Annotated in this window: 21 protein-coding genes; 14 read left to right on the top strand and 7 right to left on the bottom strand. The window is 69.9% G+C overall.

The annotated features are described in order from the left end of the window. Positions 1-34: 34 nt before the first annotated feature. From lgt to DEFCA_RS0105670, 5 genes are all read right to left on the bottom strand, one after another. Positions 35-802, bottom strand: a complete 768-nt coding sequence (gene lgt, locus DEFCA_RS0105690; RefSeq protein WP_407919186.1) for a prolipoprotein diacylglyceryl transferase — start codon at positions 800-802, stop codon at positions 35-37. A gap of 8 nt (positions 803-810) precedes the next feature. Further along, positions 811-2,373 carry a sulfate adenylyltransferase subunit 1 gene (locus DEFCA_RS0105685; RefSeq protein WP_025322068.1) on the bottom strand — a complete coding sequence of 521 codons (1,563 nt, stop codon included), beginning with the start codon at positions 2,371-2,373 and terminating at the stop codon, positions 811-813. A gap of 338 nt (positions 2,374-2,711) precedes the next feature. Continuing rightward, entirely contained in the window at positions 2,712-3,515 is an 804-nt protein-coding gene (gene cysD, locus DEFCA_RS0105680; RefSeq protein WP_025322067.1) for a sulfate adenylyltransferase subunit CysD, read from the bottom strand. Between the two features lie 15 nt (positions 3,516-3,530). Continuing rightward, a complete protein-coding gene (locus DEFCA_RS0105675) occupies positions 3,531-4,253 on the bottom strand; it encodes a phosphoadenylyl-sulfate reductase (protein ID WP_025322066.1) in 723 nt (240 codons plus the stop codon). Between the two features lie 22 nt (positions 4,254-4,275). Beyond that, the gene (locus DEFCA_RS0105670) at positions 4,276-4,500 is read right to left on the bottom strand and encodes a DUF2061 domain-containing protein (RefSeq protein WP_025322065.1); all 225 of its coding nucleotides are present in this window, start codon (positions 4,498-4,500) and stop codon (positions 4,276-4,278) included. A gap of 482 nt (positions 4,501-4,982) precedes the next feature. Here DEFCA_RS0105670 and DEFCA_RS24675 point away from each other — a divergent pair, with 482 nt between their 5' ends. Then, positions 4,983-5,489, top strand: a complete 507-nt coding sequence (locus DEFCA_RS24675; protein ID WP_025322064.1) for a glycine/sarcosine/betaine reductase selenoprotein B family protein — start codon at positions 4,983-4,985, stop codon at positions 5,487-5,489. A gap of 18 nt (positions 5,490-5,507) precedes the next feature. Next, the gene (locus DEFCA_RS24670) at positions 5,508-5,801 is read left to right on the top strand and encodes a hypothetical protein (RefSeq protein WP_025322063.1); all 294 of its coding nucleotides are present in this window, start codon (positions 5,508-5,510) and stop codon (positions 5,799-5,801) included. A gap of 4 nt (positions 5,802-5,805) precedes the next feature. Here DEFCA_RS24670 and DEFCA_RS0105655 read toward each other — a convergent pair whose 3' ends face one another. Both DEFCA_RS0105655 and DEFCA_RS0105650 read right to left on the bottom strand, forming a co-directional pair. Continuing rightward, entirely contained in the window at positions 5,806-6,090 is a 285-nt protein-coding gene (locus DEFCA_RS0105655; RefSeq protein ID WP_025322062.1) for an antibiotic biosynthesis monooxygenase family protein, read from the bottom strand. A gap of 169 nt (positions 6,091-6,259) precedes the next feature. Beyond that, positions 6,260-7,393: a ribonuclease D gene (locus DEFCA_RS0105650; RefSeq protein ID WP_025322061.1), complete on the bottom strand. Its 1,134-nt coding sequence runs from the start codon at positions 7,391-7,393 to the stop codon at positions 6,260-6,262. A 203-nt stretch (positions 7,394-7,596) separates the two neighbouring features. On the opposite strand from DEFCA_RS0105650, the gene DEFCA_RS0105645 reads away from it, so the two are divergent. The 12 genes from DEFCA_RS0105645 to DEFCA_RS0105585 all read left to right on the top strand — a co-directional run bounded on the left by DEFCA_RS0105645 (position 7,597) and on the right by DEFCA_RS0105585 (position 22,061). Further along, complete coding sequence (locus DEFCA_RS0105645; protein WP_025322060.1) at positions 7,597-8,046, top strand: Hsp20/alpha crystallin family protein; 450 nt, start codon at positions 7,597-7,599, stop codon at positions 8,044-8,046. Positions 8,047-8,068: 22 nt separating this feature from the next. Beyond that, positions 8,069-8,467 carry an Hsp20/alpha crystallin family protein gene (locus DEFCA_RS0105640; RefSeq protein WP_025322059.1) on the top strand — a complete coding sequence of 133 codons (399 nt, stop codon included), beginning with the start codon at positions 8,069-8,071 and terminating at the stop codon, positions 8,465-8,467. Positions 8,468-8,636: 169 nt separating this feature from the next. After that, a complete protein-coding gene (locus DEFCA_RS0105635; protein WP_025322058.1) occupies positions 8,637-9,014 on the top strand; it encodes a DUF309 domain-containing protein in 378 nt (125 codons plus the stop codon). Positions 9,015-9,182: 168 nt separating this feature from the next. Continuing rightward, positions 9,183-12,260: an ATP-binding protein gene (locus DEFCA_RS24035; RefSeq protein ID WP_025322057.1), complete on the top strand. Its 3,078-nt coding sequence runs from the start codon at positions 9,183-9,185 to the stop codon at positions 12,258-12,260. A gap of 162 nt (positions 12,261-12,422) precedes the next feature. Next, on the top strand, positions 12,423-13,616 hold the full coding sequence (locus DEFCA_RS0105620) for an ABC transporter substrate-binding protein (protein WP_025322056.1): 1,194 nt from the start codon (positions 12,423-12,425) through the stop codon (positions 13,614-13,616). Between the two features lie 83 nt (positions 13,617-13,699). Beyond that, a complete protein-coding gene (locus DEFCA_RS0105615; protein ID WP_025322055.1) occupies positions 13,700-14,611 on the top strand; it encodes a branched-chain amino acid ABC transporter permease in 912 nt (303 codons plus the stop codon). A 13-nt stretch (positions 14,612-14,624) separates the two neighbouring features. Then, positions 14,625-15,611, top strand: coding sequence for a branched-chain amino acid ABC transporter permease (locus DEFCA_RS0105610; RefSeq protein ID WP_025322054.1), 987 nt, complete (start codon positions 14,625-14,627; stop codon positions 15,609-15,611). 1 nt (position 15,612) lies between these two features. Then, the gene (locus tag DEFCA_RS0105605; RefSeq protein WP_025322053.1) at positions 15,613-16,338 is read left to right on the top strand and encodes an ABC transporter ATP-binding protein; all 726 of its coding nucleotides are present in this window, start codon (positions 15,613-15,615) and stop codon (positions 16,336-16,338) included. Continuing rightward, entirely contained in the window at positions 16,331-17,035 is a 705-nt protein-coding gene (locus DEFCA_RS0105600; RefSeq protein WP_025322052.1) for an ABC transporter ATP-binding protein, read from the top strand. Before DEFCA_RS0105605 ends, DEFCA_RS0105600 begins: the two co-directional genes overlap by 8 nt. Before the next feature lie 579 nt (positions 17,036-17,614). Next, entirely contained in the window at positions 17,615-19,033 is a 1,419-nt protein-coding gene (locus DEFCA_RS0105595) for a sigma-54-dependent transcriptional regulator (RefSeq protein ID WP_025322051.1), read from the top strand. Between the two features lie 165 nt (positions 19,034-19,198). Beyond that, positions 19,199-20,395 (top strand): hydrogenase small subunit, encoded by a 1,197-nt coding sequence (locus DEFCA_RS0105590; protein ID WP_025322050.1) that lies wholly within the window; start codon positions 19,199-19,201, stop codon positions 20,393-20,395. Further along, positions 20,385-22,061 carry a nickel-dependent hydrogenase large subunit gene (locus DEFCA_RS0105585; protein ID WP_025322049.1) on the top strand — a complete coding sequence of 559 codons (1,677 nt, stop codon included), beginning with the start codon at positions 20,385-20,387 and terminating at the stop codon, positions 22,059-22,061. The genes DEFCA_RS0105590 and DEFCA_RS0105585 overlap by 11 nt, the downstream gene beginning before the upstream one ends. Positions 22,062-22,066: the final 5 nt, after the last annotated feature.

Raw genomic sequence — 22,066 nt, 5'->3', positions numbered from 1 at the left:
CCCTCTATGCGCTCAGCTTGATCGCAAATCGGTATCACCGCTTCCGCGCAGCCCAGATCCACGCCCCGGCCGCGATCATCGCGAGGCTCAGCAGTTGGCCCATGGTGAACGGACCGGCCACGAACCCCAGCTGGGGGTCGGGCTGCCGGGTGAACTCCACCGCGAACCGCAGGATGCCGTATCCGACGAGGAACGCCGACGTGGCGGCCCCTCGTTGGGGGAAGCGTTTCCAGAACCACCACAGCGCGAGCCCCAGGAGGGGGCCCTCCAGCATCGCCTCGTAGAGCTGGCTCGGGTGACGGGGCAGGGGACCGCCGGCGGGAAACACCATGGCCCACGGGACGTCCGTCACCCGGCCGTAAAGCTCGCCGTTCACGAAGTTGGCCAGCCGGCCGAAGAACACCCCGGGCGGGGTGGCCACGGCCAGGGCGTCGGCCAGACCGAGCAGGGACAGGTCCCTCCGGCGGGCGTAGGCCCAGGCGGCCAGCCCCACCCCGGCCAGGCCGCCGTGGAAGCTCATGCCCCCCTCCCACACCGCGACGATCTTCCACGGCTGGGCCGCGAAATAGGGGAGGTTGTAGAACACCACGTACCCCAACCGGCCCCCCAGGATCACGCCGAGCGCGAGCCACCCCACCAGATCGCCCACCTCGGCCTCGGCCAGGACGGCCCGCCCGCTACGGGCGAGCCGCCGAAGAATGTGGGCGGCCGACAGGAACCCCAGCAGGTAGGCGATGCCGTACCACCGGACCGCCAGGGGCCCGATCCGGAACGCAACCGGATCGATGGAAGGGTAGGGGATCATCCGGGCTACAGTCCGAGTCCCTCCAGGGGAACCGAGGCGCTCGGCCCGGGGTGCCGCCACAACACCAGGGCCACTCCGTCGTCGGTGCGCCGGAACGTGAACTCCATGTCGTGCTCGTAGGCCAGCAGGGCCACCGGCGTGACCTGCTCGGGGCCCCGGAGCCGGAAGAGTACCCGGTTTCCGGCCGAAAGGGTATCGAGGAAGTGGGGGGTCACCTCGAATTCCACCTCGCCCCGCTCCCGGGTGAGGTCCACCACGTACCCGTCGGGCTCGGTGGCAAACTGGCGGTCCAGGTGGATCACCTGGGCGGCCCGGGCGCCGCCGGCCACCCGGGTCTCCCGCACGATGCCGCCTCCGGCGATGAACCGGCCGTCCTGGAGCACGAACCGGCCCAGGCGCGGGTTGTCCTGGAACACGTCCACGGCGGCGGGGCGCTTGAGCCGCAGCAGCACGTTGCCCACCTCGGGGCTCTCGAGCACGTTCGCGTGGCGCTCGCGCACCTCCAGGGTGGAGGCGTCGATCCGGTCCTCGATGTCCACGCACTCGGCCTCCAGTTCGGTGGTGGCCGTCTTGAGCAGGTAGGTCTTGCCCTTCTCCAGGGGGGTGCGGCCGAGCCAGAACAGGCTGGCCCGGACCTCCCGGGCCACGGCCGGGCCGTGGTCCGGGTGGGCCATCACCTCGCCGCGCTCCACGAACAGCTCCTCGTCGAACGTGAACCCCACGCAGTCCCCGGCCCGGGCCTCCTCGAGCGGGGGCTCTCCCCACCGCTCGATGGTCCGGACCCGCACCGTGCGGCCCGACGGGAAGAACCGGACCTCGTCGCCCACCCGCACCCGCCCCGTCTCGACCCGCCCGGCGTACAGGCGGCGGTTGTCCCACTTGTACACGTCCTGCACCGGGAACCGCAGGGGCAGGGTCTCCTCGGATCCGGATCCGCCCAGGGTGTGGAGGGCCTCGAGAACCGTGGGCCCGTCGTACCAGGGGGTGTGCCCGAGCCTTCGGGCGATGTTCTCGCCCTCCCGGGCCGAGATGGGGATCACGTGCTCCGGGGAGATGCCCAGGGAGTGGAGCAGCGACCGCACCGCGTTGTCCGCGGCCAAGAACGCCCGACGGTCATAGCCGGCCTTGTCGAGCTTGTTCACGGCCACCAGCACATGGCGGATCCCCAGAAGCGACAGGATGTAGGCGTGGCGGCGGGTTTGCTCGCGCACCCCCTCCACCCCGTCCACCAGCAGCACCGCCGCGTCCGCGCTGGCCGCGCCGGTGATCATGTTCTTCAAGAACTCCTTGTGGCCCGGGGCGTCGATGATGACGTAGGACCTGCCCTCCCACCGGAAGAAGGTCTGGGCCGTGTCGATGGTGACGTTCTGCTCCCGCTCCTCCTCCAGGGCGTCCATGAGGTACGCGAACTCGAAGGGGCGGCCCTGCCGCCGGCAGGTCTCCTCGATCTCTCGGTACCGGACCTCGGGGATCGATCCGGTGTCGTAGAACAACCGGCCGATCAGTGTGGACTTGCCGTGGTCCACGTGGCCCACGATCACGATGCGAAGGGTGTCAGTTCGGGTCATCGGGAATCCCCTCTGGGGCGCTGGAAAGCTAGTGTCATGGTTCGCGAGTTCGTGTATTCCCCGATGTGGTGGGGCTGGGGGCCCCTCCTCCGCTGAACGGCCTCGCAGGGGCCGCCTCGGCGCGGTCCGCTGCGGCGCGTGAGGGCACGCGCCGCGGCCGCTCCCCTGGCGCCGGGCGGCCCGAGTTGCTCGGCCGTCGCGCTTTGTCGGAGCCCCCAGCCCCACCACCAGAATGGATATGCTTTTTTGCGTAACAGAACACTAGAAAGCTGGAAAGCTGAAAGGCTGGCGGCTCCCCGCTCTCCCTGATTTCTGTCCACTGAACTCTGAACTCTGTCTCACATGTAACCCCGGGCCCGGAGCTTTTGCATGGCGTAGGCGTTCTCCTGGTCCTGGGCACGGCCGGCCCGCTCGGGGGTCTTGGTGGCCTGGAGCTCCTCGATGATCTCGGCCACGGTGGAGGCGTTCGAGGGGAACGCCCCGGTGCAGGGCATGCACCCCAGCGACCGAAACCGCTTGCCGTCCCGGGCGAAGTACAAGGGACAGATCTCCACCCCCTCGCGCTCGATGTAGCGCCAGATGTCGATCTCGGTCCACCCCAGCAGGGGGTGGATCCGCACGTGGGTGCCCGGGTCGAAGTCGGTGTTGAACTGATCCCACAGCTCGGGGGGCTGGTCCTTGTAGGCCCACTCGAAGTTCTCGTCCCGGGGCGAGAACACCCGCTCCTTGGCCCGGCTGCCCTCCTCGTCGCGCCGGATGCCCAGGAACAGCCCCTGGAACCCGTGGGCCGCGATGGTTTGGGACAGGGCCTGGGTCTTGAGAGCCTCGCAGCACACCAGCCGGCCCCGCTCGGGGCTCATGCCTTCGGCCAGGGCCGCCTCGTTCTTGCCCACGATCAGCTCGGCCCCCCACTCCTTCACCATCCGGTCCCGGAACTCGATCATCTCGGGGTACTTGAAGGTGGTGTCGATGTGCACCAGGGGAAACGGGATGCGGCCGAAGAACGCCTTTCGGGCCAGGTGGGCCATCACCGTGGAGTCCTTGCCCACGGAGTAGAGCATGGCCAGGCTGTCGAACTTCCGGTATGCCTCCCGGAAGATGTAGATGCTCTGGTTCTCCAGTTCGGTCAGGGGATCTCTCATGGTCGCCTCGTTAGGTCAGTTCCGGCCGGGCCGGGCCGGTTCGGCGGCCACGTGCAGGCCGCACTCCTTGTGCTGGGGGTCCTCCCACCACCATCGGCCGGCCCGGGGATGCTCGCCGGGCCGGACCGCCCGGGTACACGGCGCGCATCCGATCGATGGGTACCCGGCCCGGTGAAGCTTGTGCACGGGCACCCCGTGCTGCTTCGCGTAGGCCTCCACCTCGTCCCAGGTCCACTCCGCCAGGGGGTTGATCTTCCAGATGCCGCCGTGGGCGAGGTCCACCTCGATCGGCTCCACGGCCGTGCGGGTGACGCTCTGCTCCCGCCGTAGGCCGGTGATCCAGCCGGCCAGCCCGGCCAGGGCCCGGCCCAGGGGCTCCACCTTGCGGATGCGGCAGCACTCGCGCCGGTCCTCCACGCTGTCGCGGAAGCTGAACAGGCCCTTGTCGGTCTCGAGCCGTTCCACGGCCTCGCGCTCCGGAAAGTACCAGCGGACCTCCACCCCGTATCGGGCCCGGACGGTCTCGGCGATCTCGTAGGTCTCCTCGGGCAGTCGGCCGGTGTCCAGGGCGAACACCCGGGGGGCGGCCGCGAGGGTGGTGAGCATGTGGAGCACCACCACGTCCTCCAGGCTGAAGGAGCAGGCCAGGGCCACGGGGCCTCCGGCTCCTTCCAGGCCGGCGCGCAGGATCTCCCCGGCCGGGGTGCCGGGGGGCAGGGCGGGTGGGCGTGGGCTCATGGTCGGCCTCCTGATCGTTCGGTCAGATGTAGTACTCGGGCTCGTGGCGAACCCGGCCGTACGCGACGCGGTTCCACAGGCGTTCGTGCAGGAAGTAGGCTCCGAACTTCACCACGGTGTCGGCGATTCCGATGGTCGCGGCGAACTCGGCCTCGCCGGTGGCGGCGTACACGATGGCCGTGGTGACCACCGTGGCCACCAGGCGCCACGACAGGGCTTTGGCCAGACTTCGTCGGGGACTGTCCATTGATGCACCGTGTGTGTGGAAACAGGGTGGATGATGCTTGGAATGTATATTATACAGCTCAAGAATGCAAGCGTTTATGTCGAGAAAATATCTTCAGTGAAGATGGAGAACTTCTGCGCGAACGGGGGAATGGTCGGGCGGGGGGGAGCTGCGGAGGGATACCCGTTTGGCGGCCGGGTGAATATGGGCACACCTATCCTTCTCGGCATCGGTGACCTCCAGGACGCCCGGTTCGGTGGAAGGAACCCGGCCCGAAGGGTCCCCCCTGGCGCTCCGCGCGGAGGCCGCTAGACTTGCGACGGAATCGATCGCTCCGGCATCTCACCCCAACGATCCGTCACCCATCACTCGTCACCGATAAGCTGCGGTAAATCGTGAATCGTGAATCGTGGCAGGGCGGCAAGTCGGTTGGCTCTCTCCTCGTCACTCGTCACCTGTCACGGCTCTTCCCACCCGTCACCGACCTCAGAAGGAGTCGTCCCATGGGCGGTTGGAAGGACCGGATGCTGGCCAAGGTGTTCAGCCGGGTCCCGGGGCTCGCGGCCCGGTGGGCTCGGGGGCTCACGGCCGACACGGAGCGGATCCCCTGGACCCCCGTCACCAAGCCCCTGGCCGAGGCCACCCTCGCCCTGGTGACCACCGGCGGGCTCCATCTGCGCACCCAGCCCCCGTTCGACATGGCGGATCCGGACGGGGACCCGTCGTTCCGGGAGATCCCGCTGGACGCGGACCCCGGGGACCTGACCATCACCCACGACTACTACGATCACACCGACGCCGAGAGGGACCTGAACCTGGTGTTTCCGGCCGAGCGCCTGCGCGAGGCCGTGGCCGCAGGGGCGGTGGGACGGCTGCACGCCGTGGGGTACTCGTTCATGGGGCACATCGACGGGGCCCACGTCGACACCCTGCGGCGGGAGTCGGCCCCGGAGGTGGCCCGGCGGCTCGCCGGCGCCGGTGTGGACTACGCCCTGCTCGTGCCGGCCTGAGGCATCTGCAACCGGTCCGTGGGACTGGCGGCGAGGGCGGTGGAGGCGGCAGGGGTGGCCACGGTGGCCCTGTCGGTGGTGCGGGAGATCACGGAGAAGACCCCGCCGCCCCGGGCGCTGTTCGTGCGGTTCCCGTTCGGACACGCCCTGGGCGAGCCCGGGAACCGGGCCCAGCACCTCGAGGTGCTCCGAAGGGTGTTCACGGTGCTGTTCTCGGCCCGGGAGCCCGGCACCATCGAGGACGCGGGCCTGCGGTGGCGGCGCGAGCGCTACCCAGATCCGGACTGGGACGCGTGGCGGTTCGGGAGGTGAGGAATTACACCGGCTCCCACACCGTAATCCGCTCGGGCGCCTCCAGCATGGGAGCGATCTTGGCCATGATCCGATGCCGGGCCTCGGACGCGGTCCAGCGCTCCCAGGCCGCCCGGTCGGTCCAGGTGGAGATCACCAGGAAGTGCTCCGGATCCGTGGTGTCCCGAAGCGTCTCCCCCGAGATGTATCCCTCGTGCTGCACCGCTTGGGCCCGCATGGTCCGCAGCGCCAGCTGGTAGGACTCGAGCATCCCGTCGGCCACCCTGCGTTCGATCAGCACCCGGATCATCGCCGCCTCCTTTCGTCGGTGGGAAAAACCGTGCCGTCCGTTCCACTGACGCTACCGCGGCCGCGGGACGTGTCAATCCCTTCTCCGCTGGGAGGCCAGGACGCTAGGGGGCTAGGAGGCTAAGGCCTCTACTGTTCCTGGCGCCGCGCCACCACCTCGCGCTTGCTGGCTAGGCTTTTAGGGCGGCCCGGATCTCGTCGGCGAGGACCTCCTGCTGCCACGCCTTCAGATGGGCGCCGAGCCAGTCTTCGCAATCGGCCGGGTCGACCCGGGCGAGCCGCTCGAGGGTGGCCGAGTTGATCAGGAGGCCCGGATCCAGTCGGAGCTCCCGGGCCAGGCGGGAGCGCATGCGGCGCAGCCGTTTCAGCCGGCCTTCCTGCTCCTCGGTCAACGGCACGAAGGGGTGGGGTTCCCTCCGGGGCCAGGTGTCGGGGGGGGCGGACAGGGCGTCGTCCACGGCCGATACCACCTCGTCGGCCATCCGGGCGAGCAGGGCCTTGCCGGCCCCGGCGGTGCGGAGCACGGCGGCCCGGGATCGGGGGGGCTCCTGGGCCCAGCCGATCAGGGTCTGGGTGGACAGCACCTTGAACGCCGGCCGGTTCCACTCCCGGGCGTACCGATCCCTCAGGGTCAGGAGCCGGTCCAACACCGCCAGTTCCCGGGGCGCGAGCCGCGTCGCACCCTTGACCTTCCACACGGACGGCCCGTTGTCCGGAGCGGGCTGCGCGCCTTCCAACAGACGGCACTCCTCGGCCACCCATTCGGTTCGGCCGAGGGTCTCCAGCTCCCGCGCCAGACGCTGCCGCAGGGGCAACAGGTATGCCGTGTCCAGGGCTGCGTAGGCCAGCAGATCCGGCGACAGGGGGCGGTGGGACCAGTCGGCCCTCTGGTGGCGCTTTTCGAGGCGCACCCCGAAGAACTCCTCGAGCAGGGCCGCCAGCCCGAACCGGGTGCGGCCGGTGAACTGGGCCGCGATCATGGTGTCGAACACATTGCGCACGCCGACCCCTCGGTCCTTCTTGAGCAGCCGGATGTCGTAGTCCGCGCCGTGGGCCACCTTCTCCACGGTCGGGTCCTCTAGGACGGCCGCGAACCCGGGGAACCAGGCGTCGTCGGTCAGGGGGTCCAGGATCCAGTTCCGGTCGGCGGTGGAGGCCTGCACGAGGCAGACCTTCTCCCGGTAGCTGTGGAGGCTGTCGGCCTCCAGGTCGAAGGCGATCCGGTCGGCCGCGGCCAGGGCCTCCAGGGCCGGCCCGGCGCGCCGGGAGTCGTTCACGTACTGGTAGGGTACGGCAGGGGACAAAACGCACACCTTTCTCGGACAGGGGGAACAAAGGGGCCCCATTCTCTCATCCGCAGGGGGGCTTGCCAACCGCGGGCACCGGACTTAGGTTCCCGCCGCACGCGGGAGGCGAGGAGCTCTTCGCACTAGCGGGCCGAAGGCCCCCGACCAACGACCAACGACCGACGACCAACGACCGAAGTTACTGCCAAAGGAGGTGCGAGATGGCGGTGTGGGATCCTTTCCGAGAGCTGGAGAGGCTGCGTCAGGAGATGGACCGGATCTTCGAGGGGGTGCTCCCGTCCCGGGGATGGGCCCTGGAGTTCATGCCCGGGGTGTCGGCCCGGCGGTACCCTCGGGTGAACGTGGCCGAGCAGGACGACCAGTTCATCGTGGAGGCCCTGGCCCCCGGGGTGGATCCGGAGACCCTCGACGTGACCGTGAAGGACAACCTGGTGACCCTGTCGGGCGAGAAGAAGGCGCCCGAGGGGGTGAAGCCCGACGCGTTCCACCGCAATGAGCGCTCCGCGGGCCGGTTCGTGCGCACCGTGGAGCTGCCGGCCGAGGTGGATGCGGGCAACGTGAAGGCGGTGTACGCGGACGGCATCCTACAGGTGGTGCTGCCCAAGGCGGAGGAGGCCAAGCCGCGGAAGATCGCGATCGAGGTGGGTTGACCGCAAGGGGAGGAGGTGAGCCATGAACGCGGTGGAGAAGACGGTTCCCGAGACGACTCCGGCCAAGGCGGCCACCGAGGAGGTGACCCGCCAGGCCGAGCGGTACGCGGTGCCCTTGGTGGACATCTACGAGGAAGACGACAAGCTGGTGGTGCTCGCGGACCTGCCGGGTGTTAAGAAGGATGGGCTCACGATCCAGGTGGAGCAGGGCATCCTCACGATCGACGGCAGGGTCCAGCGGGACACGCCCGGCCGGGTGCTGGCCCGGGAGTTTACCCTGACCCCGTTCTTCCGGCAGTTCCGGATCACCGAGGCGATCGACGCCGAGAAGATCCGGGCCAGCCTCAGGAACGGGGTGCTGCGGCTCGAGCTGCCCAAGGCCGAGGAGGCCAAGCCCCGGAAGATCCCGGTGGAGACCTGATCGGACGGGCGTTTCGTCCCACGTCGGCAATGGGGAAAGGGAGGCCTTCGGGTCTCCCTTTCGTGTCGGCGAACCGGGCTGGCGGATTCCCAGCGGCGTGGTAGTCTTTCGTTCCCATCTCCCGGGAACGTGGGACCCCCGGCCCGGCGGGGACGCTTCGAGGTGGACCATGGACAGCCGGTTTCGGGAAGCGATCCGACGGTTCGAGCAGGGACGGTACCTGGACGCCCAGGGCATCTTCGAGAGCCTGCGCCACGAGGCCGAGGGGGCCGAGCGGGAGTTCTTCCAGGGCTGGGCCCTGCTGGCCGCGGCCCTGTTCCACAGGGACCGGGGCAACCGGACCGGGGCCGGCCGGTGCTTCCAGCGGGCCCGGTCCCACTGGGGAGCGTTGGGGCCGGAGTACGCCGGCCTGGACCTGCGCGCCGTGCTGCGGGCCGTCGAGAAGGCCCTGGACCACGAGTGGGACCACCCCCGGTTCGATCCGGACCGCACCGGCCTGGCGGAGTTGGACCGCCGCCTGTCGCCCCAGGGCCGGCCGGCCGACTGAGTTCGGGCCTCTGGCCTGCCGGGCGCAAGGGCCCGAGGGACATAGGGGACGAAGGGGACCAAAGACGCGGATCCTCGCTTCCAGCCTCCCAGCTTCCCAGCCTCCTAGCCTCCCAACCCCCGAGCCTGATAGCCTATCGGTCCGTTCCCCGCCCGCTTCGCCGGTGTCATGAGACGACGCATCCCCCTGGTCTGGAAGCTGCTCGCCTGGTTCCTGGCCCTGAGCCTGCCGCCGTTGGTCTGGTTCGGCCTGGATGCGTCGCGCCGGGTGGCCCAGGTGGGCCGCCAGGCCGTGGAGCGCTCGACCGAGGCCCTGGACGAGCGGTCCCGGCAGACCCTGGAGCTCCAGGCCAAGACCCTGGCCGACCGGATCGCGGCGTTCCTGGAGGAGCGGGTCCAGGACGCCCGGATGCTGGCCGCGGCGCCGAAGGATCCGCGAACGTTCGGGGCGCTGGCCCGGGGCCGCACGGGGATCCTGTGGCGCCGCCGCCGGGGCCCGGACGGCCGGGTGAAGGAGGCGCGCGATCGGGTGCCCCTGTACGCCGAGGTGGCCTGGGTGGGGCCGGACGGCCGGGAGCGGTTCCGATGGGACCACGGCCGGCCCGTGCCCCCCAGCGGGCTCCGGGACGTGTCCCGGCCCGAGGGCACCACCTTCGGAGTCGAGTCCTACTTCACCGCGTGCCAGGAGCTCCCGCCCGGCGAGCCCTGGGTGGGGCACGTGGTGGGGCGGCACGTGGGCCGGGCCGAGCAGCTTGCGGGCGCCCGCACCGTGGAGGAGGCGGTGGGCGGCGCCGAGTACCGGGGCATCCTCCGGTTCGCCCTGGCCGTGTGGGGGCCCGACGGCGCCCTGGAGGGGGTGGTGGCCCTGGCCCTGGACCACCGCCACCTCATGGAGTTCACCCAGCACGTGCTCCCGCTGAGCCGGGACGAGGTGGTGTTCCCCTCGTACCTCTCCGGCAACTACGCCTTCCTGTTCGACGACGAGGGCTGGATCATCGCCCACCCCAAGTTCTGGGACATCCGGGGCCTGGGCCCGGACGGCCGCTGGGTGCCGCCGTACACCGAGGCCTCCACCCCGGACGAGATCGAGGCGGGCCGAATCCCCTTCAACCTGGACTTCGCCGGGTTCGTCCACCCCAACTACCCCCTGGTGGCCCGGGAGGTGCGCGCGGGCCGCGCCGGGGTCACCCGCACCTACAACGTGGCCGGCGTGGACAAGGTCATGGCCTACGCGCCGGTACGGTTCGGGTACGGCCCGTACCGGCGGTACGGGGTGTTCGGCGGGGTCACGATCGGGGCCCGAACCGAAGCGTTCCATCGGGCCGCGGCCGCCACGGCCGCGGCCATCGCGTCGGCCTCGCGCCACACCCTGCGCACCGGTTTCGTGCTGGCCTGGTGCCTGGGCATCCTGGTCGTGGCGGCATCGGCCGTGCTGTCCCGGGCCATCTCCCACCCCGTGCGCATCATGGCCCACATGGCTCGTCGGATCGCGGGCGGCGACCTGACGGCCCGGGTGCGGGTGACCACCCACGACGAGCTGGCCGACCTGGCCGACGACCTGAACCGCATGGCCCGGCTGCTGGGCGAGAAGGACCAGACCCTGCGCCGGAGCCTCGAGGACCTGCGCAGCTCCCGCGACGAGGCCCGCACCAGCGCGGATCGGCTGGCCGAGCAGCTACGCATCCTGAACCACATCCAGTCCATCAGCGAGTTCCTGGGCACCACCTTCGACCGGGAGGCCGCCCTCAAGGTCATCCTCGACACCTGCGTGCAGGGGCTGGGGTTCGACCGCGCCGTGCTCCATCTGGTCCACGGCCCGCGGAAGGACACCTTGCAAGCGGTGGCCCTGGCCGGCTTCGATCCCACGGAGGAGGTTCGCATCCGGCAGCGGCCGCTCGTGATCGGCGTGCACGACTGCGTGGCCACCCGGGTGGTGCGCACGGGCCGGGCCCGGTTCGTCCGGGACCTGGACGACCCCGAGCTGACGGCGCTGGACCGTCGCATCGCCCAGGGGGCCGGCACCACCTCGTTCGTGTACGTGCCCATGAAGATCCGCGACCGGGTGGTGGGGGTGCTGGCCGCGGACAACGCCCGGTCGGGCCGGGCGATTCCCCAGCACCTCCTGGGGCCCCTTCAGATCGTGGCCGGCCAGGCGGCCCGGGCGGTGGAGCGGGCCCGGCTGTTCGAGGAGGCCGAGCAGGCCCGGCGGTTCGTGGAGCGGGTGCTCGACAGCCTGGCCAGCGGGGTGGTGACCCTGGACGGGGACGGGCGGTTGCTGTCGGTGAACACCTACGCGGCCCAGGCCTTCGGGTGCGACCCGGAGGCCGTGCGGGGGCGCCCGTTCGAGACGCTGGGCGCCGGCACCGAGGTGGAGGCCTGGGCCCGGGCGCTGGCCCATGGGGCCGCCCTCGAGCCCCGGGAGTTCACCCTGGGCCGGGGGGAGGCCCGCCGGGAGTTCGTGTGGGTGCCGAGCCGGTTCGGGCAGGAGGGAGGGCAGCGGGGCCTGATCCTCCAGTTCCGGGACGTGACCGAGGAGCGCATGGTGCGCCGGACCCTGGAGCGGATGGACCGGCTGGCCTCGTTGGGCCGGCTGGCCGCCGGGGTGGCCCACGAGGTTCGAAACCCCCTGACCGGGGTGGCGCTGCTGCTCGACGACCTGCACGACCGGCTCCCGGACCCGGCCGACCGCCAGGCCCTGCGCCAGGCCCTGGGCGAGATCGAGCGGCTCGAGGGGATCGTGCAGGAGCTGCTGGAGTACGCCCGGGTGGACACGGCCCCCAAGCGGGAGTGCCGGATCGGCGAGATCGTGGAAGGGAGCCTGTTCCTGGTGGAGAAGACCGCCCGCCGCCAGGGAATCCGAGTGCTCCGGGGGGAGGCGGCGGGCGACGCCCGGGTGCTCGCCGCCCCCGAGAAGCTCAAGCAGGCCGTGCTGAACCTCCTCCTTAACGCGGTCCAGGCCATGCCCGACGGTGGCGAGCTGCGGGTCACGGTGGATGCCGAGGGGGACCGGGTGGCGGTCGAGGTGGCCGACACCGGCGTCGGGATTCCGCCGGGCGACCAGGAGCGGGTCTTCGAGCCGTTCTTCAGCCTGCGGCCGGGTGGGTCCGGCCTGGGGCTGTCCATCACCCACACCATCGTCGAGGACCACGGCGGCACGGTGGAGGTGCGCTCCACGCCGGGCGAGGGCAGCGTGTTCCGGCTGGTGCTGCCCCGGGCCGGCTCTCAACCCCGCGTTGTCGGGATCTGACCGGACGGGTGGCCGGATCCGGCCGGTTTTTTCCCTCCTCTTCTCCAAACCTCGTTGGTTTTCCGTGGCTCCTGACCGAGGAGGGGTGTGGCACGGTGCGTGCATTGGTGCCGGGACGCCCCGTGTGGGTTGGGTCTCTTTCTCGCGAAAAGGAGGTTGGAGATGGGCAAGCTCGGCAGAGTGTTGGGCGTGGCGGTGGTCGGAGCGGCGTTGGCCGCGTCGCCGGCCCTGGCGAAGACCCTGAAGATCGGCATCCCCCTGCCGCTCACCGGGTCCAAGGCCAAGTTCGGCGAGATCGAGAAGCGCTCCTACGAGATCGCGGCCGAGGAGATCAACGCGGCCGGCGGCATCAACGGCATGCAGATCGAGCTCGACATCCAGGACAGCCAGGGCAAGCCCGAGATCGCCCGGGCCATCGCCGAGAAGCTGGTGGACGTGGCCAAGCAGCCGTTCCTGATCGGCGCGTACTCCTCGTCGTGCTCCAAGGCGATCGCGGCCCTGGCCGAGGAGCGCAAGGTCCCCTACCTGGTGGTCACGGGTGCGGCCAACGACATCACCCAGAAGGGGTATGACTACGTGTTCCGGATGAACCCCTCGGTGGAGTACTACACCAGCGGGTTCCGGGGCTTCCTGCGGGAGGTGGTCAAACCCAAGACCATCGCCATCCTGTACGAGGCCACCGACTTCGGCACCAGCGGCTCCAAGTCCATGGTGAAGGAGGCCAAGAGGCTCGGCATCGAGGTCGTGCTCAACGAGAAGTACGAGTCCGGCGCGGTGGACTTCAAGCCGATCCTCTCCCAGGTGAAGGCCAAGCGGCCCGACGTGATCTACATGGTGTCGTACGTGATGGACGCCGCGCTCCTGATGCGCCAGATCAAGGAGCTGCGCATCGACGCCAAGCTGTTCGCGGGCGGGGCGGCCGGGTTCGCCATCCCCGAGTTCGTGGAGAACGCCAAGGACGCGGCCGAGTACGTGGTCACGGCCACCCTTTGGAGCCCGTTCGCCCCGTACAAGGGCGCCCGGGAGTTCGCCGAGAAGTACAAGAAGCGCGCCGGCAAGTACCCCTCGTACCACGGGGCCGAGGCGTACTCCGCGCTGTACGTGCTCAAAGACGCCCTGGAGCGGGCCGGCAGCATGGACTCGGAGGCGATCAAGAAGGCCCTGGCCGCCACCGACCTGGTGACCGCGTTCGGCCCGGTGAAGTTCGAGTCCAAGGGCAAGTACAAGAACCAGAACTTCATGGACACCCTGGTGCTCCAGGTGATCAACGGCAAGCACGAGGTGATCTGGCCCAAGAAGTTCGCCACGGCCGACTACGTGTTCCCCATCCCTCGGTGGCGCGATCGGCGGCGGTGAGCCGAGGGGATCCCGGCCGGAACGGGGCCCCCGGGCCGGGCCCGGGGGCCCCGTTCGTGTGACCACGCAAAGAGGCGGCTGCCATGGTACAGCTCGAGGTGTTCCTCCAAACCCTGGTGTCGGGGCTGCTGCTCGGGGGGCTCTACGCCCTGATCGGGCTCGGCATGACCCTGATCATGGGGGTGATGAAGATCATCAACCTGGCCCACGGGGAACTGATGATGGTGGCGATGTACATCGCCTTCTGGCTGTTCCACCTGCTGGGCATGGACCCCTACGTGACCCTGCTGGTCACGGTGCCGGCGCTGTTCGTGCTAGGGGTGTTCATCCAGAAGACCCTGATCTCGCCGGTGCTCAAGGTGGACTCGATCCTGCCGGAGAACCAGGTGATCCTGACCGTGGGCATCGGCATGGTGCTCCAGAACCTGGCCACCCTGTTCTTCACGTCAGATTACCGGTCCACCCCCGTGGACTACGCGTCGGACGCTTGGTACCTGAGCGACTGGTGGCGCTCGTCGCCGATCGAGCTGTCGTTCTCGGTGCCGTGGGTGGTGTCGTTCGGGTTCGCGGTGGCGATCACGGCGGCGCTGTGGTGGTTCCTGCAGCGGACCGACGCGGGCAAGGCCATCCGGGCCACGGCCCAGGACAAGGACGCCGCGATCCTGATGGGCGTGAACGTGGAGCGCATGACCGTGGTCACGTTCGGCCTGGGCGCGGCCCTGGTGGGTGCGGCCGGCAGCCTGTTCATCCCCATGTACTACCTCTACCCCGCCCTGGGGGGGCGGTTCACCCTGATCGCGTTCGTGATCACGATCCTGGGCGGCCTGGGTTCGACCCAGGGGGCGATCATCGGGGGGCTGATCCTGGGGGTGTTCGAGTCGATGACCGCCACCTACGTGGGCATGGGGTGGGCCCCGGTGGGCCGGTTCCTGGTGTTCGTGGCGTGCCTGATCTTCCTGCCCGGGGGCGTGGCCGGGCTGATGCGGCGCCGATAGGGAGGAGACGACCATGGCGAGCGCAGCACAGACCCTGGGCCGGTACCGCACCGCCGCCGCGGTGGTGGTGGGCCTGGCGGTGATCCCGCTGGTGCCCGGCCTGAACTCGAGCTACGTGCTCCACATGTTCATCCTGATGCTCATGTGGAGCGTGATCGGCATGGCGTGGAATCTGCTCGGCGGCTACTGCGGCCAGGTGTCCTTCGGCCACGCGGCGTTTTTCGGCCTCGGGGCGTACACGGGGGGCATCCTGTACTACCACCTGGGCTGGTCGGCCTGGTGGGGGCTGCCCGTGGGCATGGTGGTGGTGGCCCTGGGCGCCCTGGGCGTGGGGTACATCTGCCTGCGGCTCCGGGGGCCGTACTTCGCCCTGGGCACCCTGGCCATGGGCGAGGTGCTGCGGGTGACGGCCGAGAACCTGGAGTGGCTCACCGAAGGCACCCGGGGCATCATGCTCGAGACCCGCACCTGGGTGGCCAAGGAGCCGTTCTACTACGTGATCCTGGCCATCGCCGTGGCCTCGTTCGTCGTGCTCGAGGTCATGGTGCGGTCGAAGTGGGGGTACTACTTCGTGGCGATCCGCGAGGATCAGGACGCGGCCGAGTCCCTGGGCATCGACACCACCCTGTACAAGAACATCGCCCTGGTGGTGAGCGCCGTGCTGACCGGCGTGGCCGGCGCGTTCTACACCTGCTACATGGGCTACATCGACCCCGAGATCGTGTTCGCCCTGCACGACGTGTCCATCGTGGCCATCATGGTGGTGATGGTGGGCGGGGTGGCCACCCGGTGGGGCCCCTTGGTGGGCGCGGTGATCATGATCCTCCTGAGCGAGGTGGTGCGGACCCTGCCCTACATCGGCCGGGCCCACCAGACCCTGTTCGGCATCCTGTTGATCGTGATCATCATCTTCCTGCCCAACGGGGTGGTGGGTGACTTTCGCAAGATGATGCGATTCTTCCTAGGCCGGTCGAAGCCGGCCGGGGCCGGAGGCGTGTGACATGGCGCTTCTCGAACTCGAAGGGGTGACGAAGCAGTTCGGCGGGCTCACGGCCGTGAGCAACGTGAGCTTCGCCGTGGCCGAGGGGCAGATCGTCGGGCTGATCGGGCCCAACGGCGCCGGCAAGACCACCCTGTTCAACATGATCAACGGGTTTCTCAAGCCCACCGCGGGCCAGATCCGGTTCCGGGGGGAGCGGATCGACGGGCTCAAGCCCCACAAGGTGTGCCGCATGGGGCTGGCCCGGACCTTCCAGGTGGTGAAGCCCCTCCAGCGCATGACGGTGCTGGACAACGTGCTGGCCTCTTCGTTCCTTCGGTTTCCGGCCCGCGCCGAGGCCGAGCGCAACGCCTGGGAGGTGCTGGAGTTCACGGGGCTGACCCCGGTCGCCAACACGGTGAGCAAGGGCCTGCCCCTGGGGCTTCGCAAACGCCTGGAGATCGCGCGGGCCCTGGCCACCCGGCCCGCCCTGATCCTGCTGGACGAGGCGTGCGCGGGCCTGAACCCCACGGAGCTCGACGAGAGCATCCGGATCATCCGCAAGATCCGGGAGACCGGCACCACGGTGTTGATCATCGAGCATCACATGAAGGTCATCATGTCCATCAGCGACCACATCGTGGTGCTGAACTACGGCGAGAAGATCGCCGAGGGCACCCCGGAGGAGGTGGCCCGGAACCCGGCGGTGATCCAGGCCTACCTGGGAGGAGAGGCCGCCCATGCTTAAGGTGAACGGCATCGACGTGTTCTACGGCGACGTGCAGGTGCTGTGGGACGTCTCGTTCCACGTGGGCGAGGGCGAGGTGGTGGCCCTGATCGGGACCAACGGCGCCGGCAAGTCCACCACCCTGCGGACCATCTCGGGGCTACTGCGACCCCGCAAGGGCACGGTGGAGTTCCTGGGCGAACGCCTGGACCAGATCCCGCCGTACCGCATCATCGAGCTGGGCCTGGCCCACGTTCCCGAGGCCCGGCGGCTGTTCCCCGAGATGACCGTGGAGGAAAACCTGGAGATGGGGGCCCTGAAGCCCGCGGCCAAGGCCCGCCGGGCCGAGAGCCTCGAGAGGGTGTACGCCCGGTTCCCCCGGCTCAAGGAGCGCCGTCGGCAGCTGGCCGGCACCCTGTCGGGGGGCGAGCAGCAGATGCTCGCGATCGGCCGGGGCCTGATGAGCCTGCCCCGGATGATCCTGTTCGACGAGCCGAGCCTGGGGTTGGCCCCGCTGCTGGTGGAGGAGGTGTTCAACGTGGTCAACGACATCCGGCGCGACGGGGTCACGGTGCTGATCGTGGAGCAGAACGTGCGCCAGACCCTTGCCGTGGCCGACCGGGCCTACGTGCTCGAGACCGGCCGGATCGTGCGCGAGGGCACCGGAAGCGAGCTCCTCGACGACGAGGAGGTGCGAAAGGCCTACCTGGGGGTGTGATTCCAACTTGCGTTCAAAGCTACCGACCCTCGAACCGGCGGGCCAAGGGGCCTGGTTCTGGCCGTGCGCGGCCGTCTCGGTGGACAGAGTTCAGAGTTCAGAATTCAGCCGACAGGAAGCCCGGGTGTGCGGTTTGACCCTGGCTTCTGTGCGCTGATCCCTGGTTCCTGAAGCGCAGGTCCCTTGCCCCGCCCCACGAGAACTCTCGGTTTGAACGCAACTCGGTATCAATCTGACGGAAACTTGGCCTGAGGGGGCGGCTCGGCCACTTTTCTGCTATCGTATCGCTTCCGAAGGGCTGGAGTTCCCCAGCCTCCCAGCTTTCCAGCCTTCCAGCCGAAACGAATGGAGCGTTTCCGAAATTTCGTGGCATCCAAGGCGGTGGGGCTGGGGGCTTTCCTTCGCTGAACGGCCTCGCAGGGGCCGCCTCGGCGCGGTCCGCTACGGCGCGTGAGGGCACGCGCCGCGGCCGCTCCCCTGGCGCCGGGCGGCCCGGGCTGCTCGGCCGTCGCGCTTCGTCGGAGCCCCCAGCCCCACCGCCGCAATCCGCATATGCTTTTGCGAAACGGAACACGAGCCATGGCATCGATCCTGATCGTGGACGACGAAGCGTTCCTCCGGGACCAGCTGGGCCGCATCCTGGGCGAGGAGGGGTACCGGGTCCACGGCGTGGGCACCGGGGCCGAGGCCCTGGACGCGGTGGCGGGGGCGCCCCCGGACCTGGTGCTCCTCGATCTGAACCTGCCCGACCGCCACGGCATCGAGGTGCTCCGGGCCCTCAAGGAGCGCGATCCCGACCTCCTGGTGATCGTGATCACCGGGTACGGCTCGGTGGAGAGCGCGGTCGAGAGCCTGAAGCTCGGCGCCTACGACTACGTGAAGAAACCGTTCAAGGCCGACGCCATCAAGTTGATCGTGCGTCTGGCCCTGGAGACCCAGCGTCTCCGGCGGCGGGTGCGGGTGCTGCGGGAGCGCGAGATCGGGCCGGGCGAGCCGGTGATCGCCGAGAGCCCGGCCATGCAGGCCGTGCTGGACCAGGTGCGGGACGTGGCGGCCCACGCCGAGACCACGGTGCTGATCACGGGCGAGAGCGGCACCGGCAAAGAGGTGGTGGCCCGGCTCATCCACAACCTGTCCGAGCGCGCGTCCGGACCGTTCCTCGAGGTGAACTGCGCCTCGATCCCCGGGTCGATCCTCGAAAGCGAGCTGTTCGGCCACGAGCCCGGCGCGTTCACCGACGCCCGCAAGGCCAAGGAGGGGCTCCTGGAGGCGGCCGACGGCGGCACGGTGTTCCTGGACGAGGTGGGGGACATGGAGCCGGGGCTCCAGGCCAAGCTGCTGCGGTTCCTGGAGACCCGCCGGTTCCGCCGGGTGGGGGGGGTGCGGGAGACCGCGGTGGACGTGCGGGTGGTGGCCGCCACCAACCGGGACCTGCGCGACGCGATTCGCTCCGGCGGGTTCCGGGAGGACCTGTACTACCGGCTCAACGTGTTCCCGATCCACGTGCCCCCCCTGCGGGAGCGGCCGGAGGACATCCTGCCCCTGGCCCAGCACTTCTTGGAGCGGTTCGCCCGCAAGTTCCACCGGCCGCTTGCGGCCATCGCGCCGGACGCCCAGGAGCGGCTGGTGGGCTACCCCTGGCCGGGCAACGTGCGGGAGGTGCGAAACCTCATGGAGCGCATGGCCATCACCTGCCGCGGCCGGGAGCTGCGGGCCTCAGACCTGCCCGCCGAGATCCGGGGAGCAGCCGAGCCCGGTCCGGGCCGGTGGGTGCTGCCGGCCGAGGGGTGCGACCTGGAGGCCCTGGAGCGGGACCTGGCCCGGTGCCTGATCAGCCAGGCCCTGGAGCGCACGGGCGGCAACGTGAGCCAGGCCGCGCGGCTCCTGGGCCTGCCCCGGGGCACCCTGCGCCACCGCATGGAAAGCCTGGGGCTGCGGTCCGGGCCGGGGGCTGACGGGATCCCTTCGGCCCCCCGGCCGGGGGGGATAGCCGGCTGAAGAGGGGCGCGCCTGCGGAAAGATCGTGGGAAAACCGTGTCCGCCACCCTTGACGGGAGCCCATTCGTCCGCTAATACCTCACCCGCTTTCGTTCTCCGTTGCGGTTCGGCATCGGGAGGAGTTCCGTTTCCCTTGGACCCTTGGTCCGGAAAGGAGGTTCTCTCATGCCGAAGTGTCCCCATCCCCGCCGTCTGCCCTCCCAACGCGAGGCGGAGCGACGCCTCGACGCCTTGGAGAGCCGCTTCCAGGGTCGGGGTCGGGCCCTGGAGGACCTGCTCGCCTCCCGGGGCATCTCCCGGCGCAGCTTCCTGAAGTGGACCTCCATGATGACGGCCGCCCTGTGGCTTCCGCCGGCGTTTGAACGCTCGGTGGCCCGGGCGGCGGCCGTGGCCACCCGGGTGCCGGTGGTGTGGCTGCACCTGCAGGAGTGCACGGGGTGCACCGAGAGCGCGCTGCGCACGGCCTACCCCGGCATCTCCGAGCTGATCCTCGAGTACCTCTCGTTCGACTACCACGAGACGATCATGGCCCCGGCCGGTGAGGCGGCCGAGAAGAGCCTGGAGGACACCCTCGAGAGCCACAGGGGTGCGTACCTGTGCGTGATGGAGGGGTCGATCCCCACGGCCATGGACGGGAAGTTCCTCCGGCTGGGCCCCAAGGGCGAGACCGGGCTCGACCTGGCCCGCCGGGTGGCGGCCGGGGCCAAGGCCGTGATCGCCATCGGCCACTGCGCGTCCTACGGCGGGCCCCAGGCCGCTGCGCCCAACCCCACCGGGGCCAAGCCGGTGCACGAGGCCCTGGGTATCCAGACCATCCGGATCCCGGGGTGCCCCTACAACGCGGTGAACCTGGTGGGCACCATCCTGTACCTGCTCCTGACCGGCGAGGTGCCGGCCCTGGTGGACGGCCGGCCGGCCTGGGCCTACTCCAAGCGCATCCACGACACCTGCCCGCGCCGGGCCCACTTCGACGCCGGCGAGTTCGTGGAGCAGTGGGGCGACGAGGGTGCGAGAAAGGGGTTCTGCCTGTACAAGGTGGGCTGCAAAGGCCCCTACACCTGGAACAATTGCAACGAGATGCAGTGGAACCAGGCGGCGAGCTTCCCGATCCGGGCCGGACACGGGTGCATCGGGTGCAGCGAGGACGCGTTCTGGGACGACATGGCTCCCCTCGAGAAACCCCTGGCCGACGGCGCGGTGGCGATCCCGTTCCTCAAGGGGGTCGAGGGCTCCGTGGACACGGTGGGCTGGACCTTGATCGGGGCCACGGCCGTGGGCATCGCGGGGCACGCGGCGTACAGCGCGGCGAAGAAGAAGTCCAAGCCCGGCCACGACGGAGAGGAGGGGCACCATGGCGCGTAAGATCATCGACCCGATCACCCGCATCGAGGGGCACCTGCGTATCGAGGTGGAGCTCGACGGGAACCGCGTGGTGGACGCCTGGAGCTCGGGCATGATGTTCCGGGGCATCGAGACCATCCTCCGAAACCGCGATCCCCGCGACGCCCCGTTGATGACCCAGCGGATCTGCGGGGTGTGCACCCACGTGCACTACGACGCCTCGATCTGGGCCGTGGAGAACGCGTTCGGCATCACCCCGCCGCCGGCCGCCCGCATCGTGCGCAACCTGATCCTGGGCACCCAGCTGGTCCAGGACCACATCATCCACTTCTACCACCTCCACGGCCTCGACTGGGTGGACATCGTCTCGGCTCTGGGCGCCGACCCCAAGAAGGCCCAGGACCTGGCCCACCAGTTCGCGGACGACCCGTGGAACGCCGACGCCAAGCACCTGGAGGCCGTGAAGAACCGGCTGGCCGCGTTCGCCAAGAGCGGGCAGCTGGGCCCCTTTGCCAACGGGTACTGGGGGAACCCCTCGTACAAGCTGCCGCCCGAGGCGAACCTCCTGATCGCGTCCCACTACCTGGACGCCCTGGACGTCCAGCGTCTGGGCGGTCAGGTGCTGGCGGTCCTGGGCGGCAAAGAGCCCCACACCCAGACCCTGGTGGTGGGCGGGGTGACCTGCGTGGAGGACCTGCTGAACCCCAAGCGGATCGGCGACGTGCTGTTTCGGATCCGCAAGCTCGGCGAGTTCGTCCGGCGGGCGTACATCCCCGACGTGCTCCTGGCCGGCAGCGTATACGCCGGGGAGGGGCTCCAGGGCATCGGCGCGGGCCACGGCAACTACCTGGCCTACGGCGCCTACCCCCTCTCCGACGACCTGGACCGGGGGAAGCTGCTCATGCCCCAGGGGGTGATCCTGGGCAAGGACCTGACTCGGGTCTACGACTTCGACCCGGCCAAGGTCTCGGAGTACGTGACCCACTCCTGGTACACCTACGGCGACGAGTCCCAGGGGATCCACCCCTCCAAGGGGGTCACCCAGGTGAACTACACCGACCTGGGGCCGGACGGGCACGTGCGGGCCGACGGCAAGTACTCGTGGCTCAAGGCGCCCCGGTACGACGGCCGGCCCATGGAGGTGGGCCCCCTGGCCCGGGTGCTGGTGGCCTACGCCCGGGGTGTGCCCGAGGTGCGGGCCCTGGTGGACGGCACCCTCAAACGCCTGGGCGCGCCGGCCACGGTGCTGTTTTCCACCCTGGGCCGGACCGCGGCCCGGGCCCTGGAGACCCGGTGGGTGGCCGATGCCCTGCCCGGGTGGGTGGAGGAGCTGGTGCGGGTCATGAAGGTGGACGGCCGCACCTTCGCCCCCTACACCCTGCCCGACGAGGCCGTGGGGTTCGGGCTCACCGAGGCGCCCCGGGGCGCCCTGGGCCACTGGGTGGAGGTGCGGGGCGGGCGGATCGCCAACTACCAGTGCGTGGTGCCCACCACCTGGAACGCCGGGCCCCGGGACGCCAAGGGGGTGCGGGGGCCGTACGAGCAGAGCCTGGTGGGCATCGAGCTGGCCGACCCGGACCAGCCCCTGGAGATCCTGCGGACCATCCACTCCTTCGACCCGTGCATCGCGTGCGCGGTGCACCTGCTGCGCCACGACGGGCCGTCCCGAACGGTCCGGGTGCTCTAGGGGAG

The organism is Deferrisoma camini S3R1 (genome assembly GCF_000526155.1).
Classification (GTDB): Bacteria; Desulfobacterota; Deferrisomatia; order Deferrisomatales; family Deferrisomataceae; genus Deferrisoma; species Deferrisoma camini.
The sequence above is the reverse complement of the archived record's forward strand: the minus strand, read 5'-3'. Positions and strand labels throughout refer to the sequence as shown.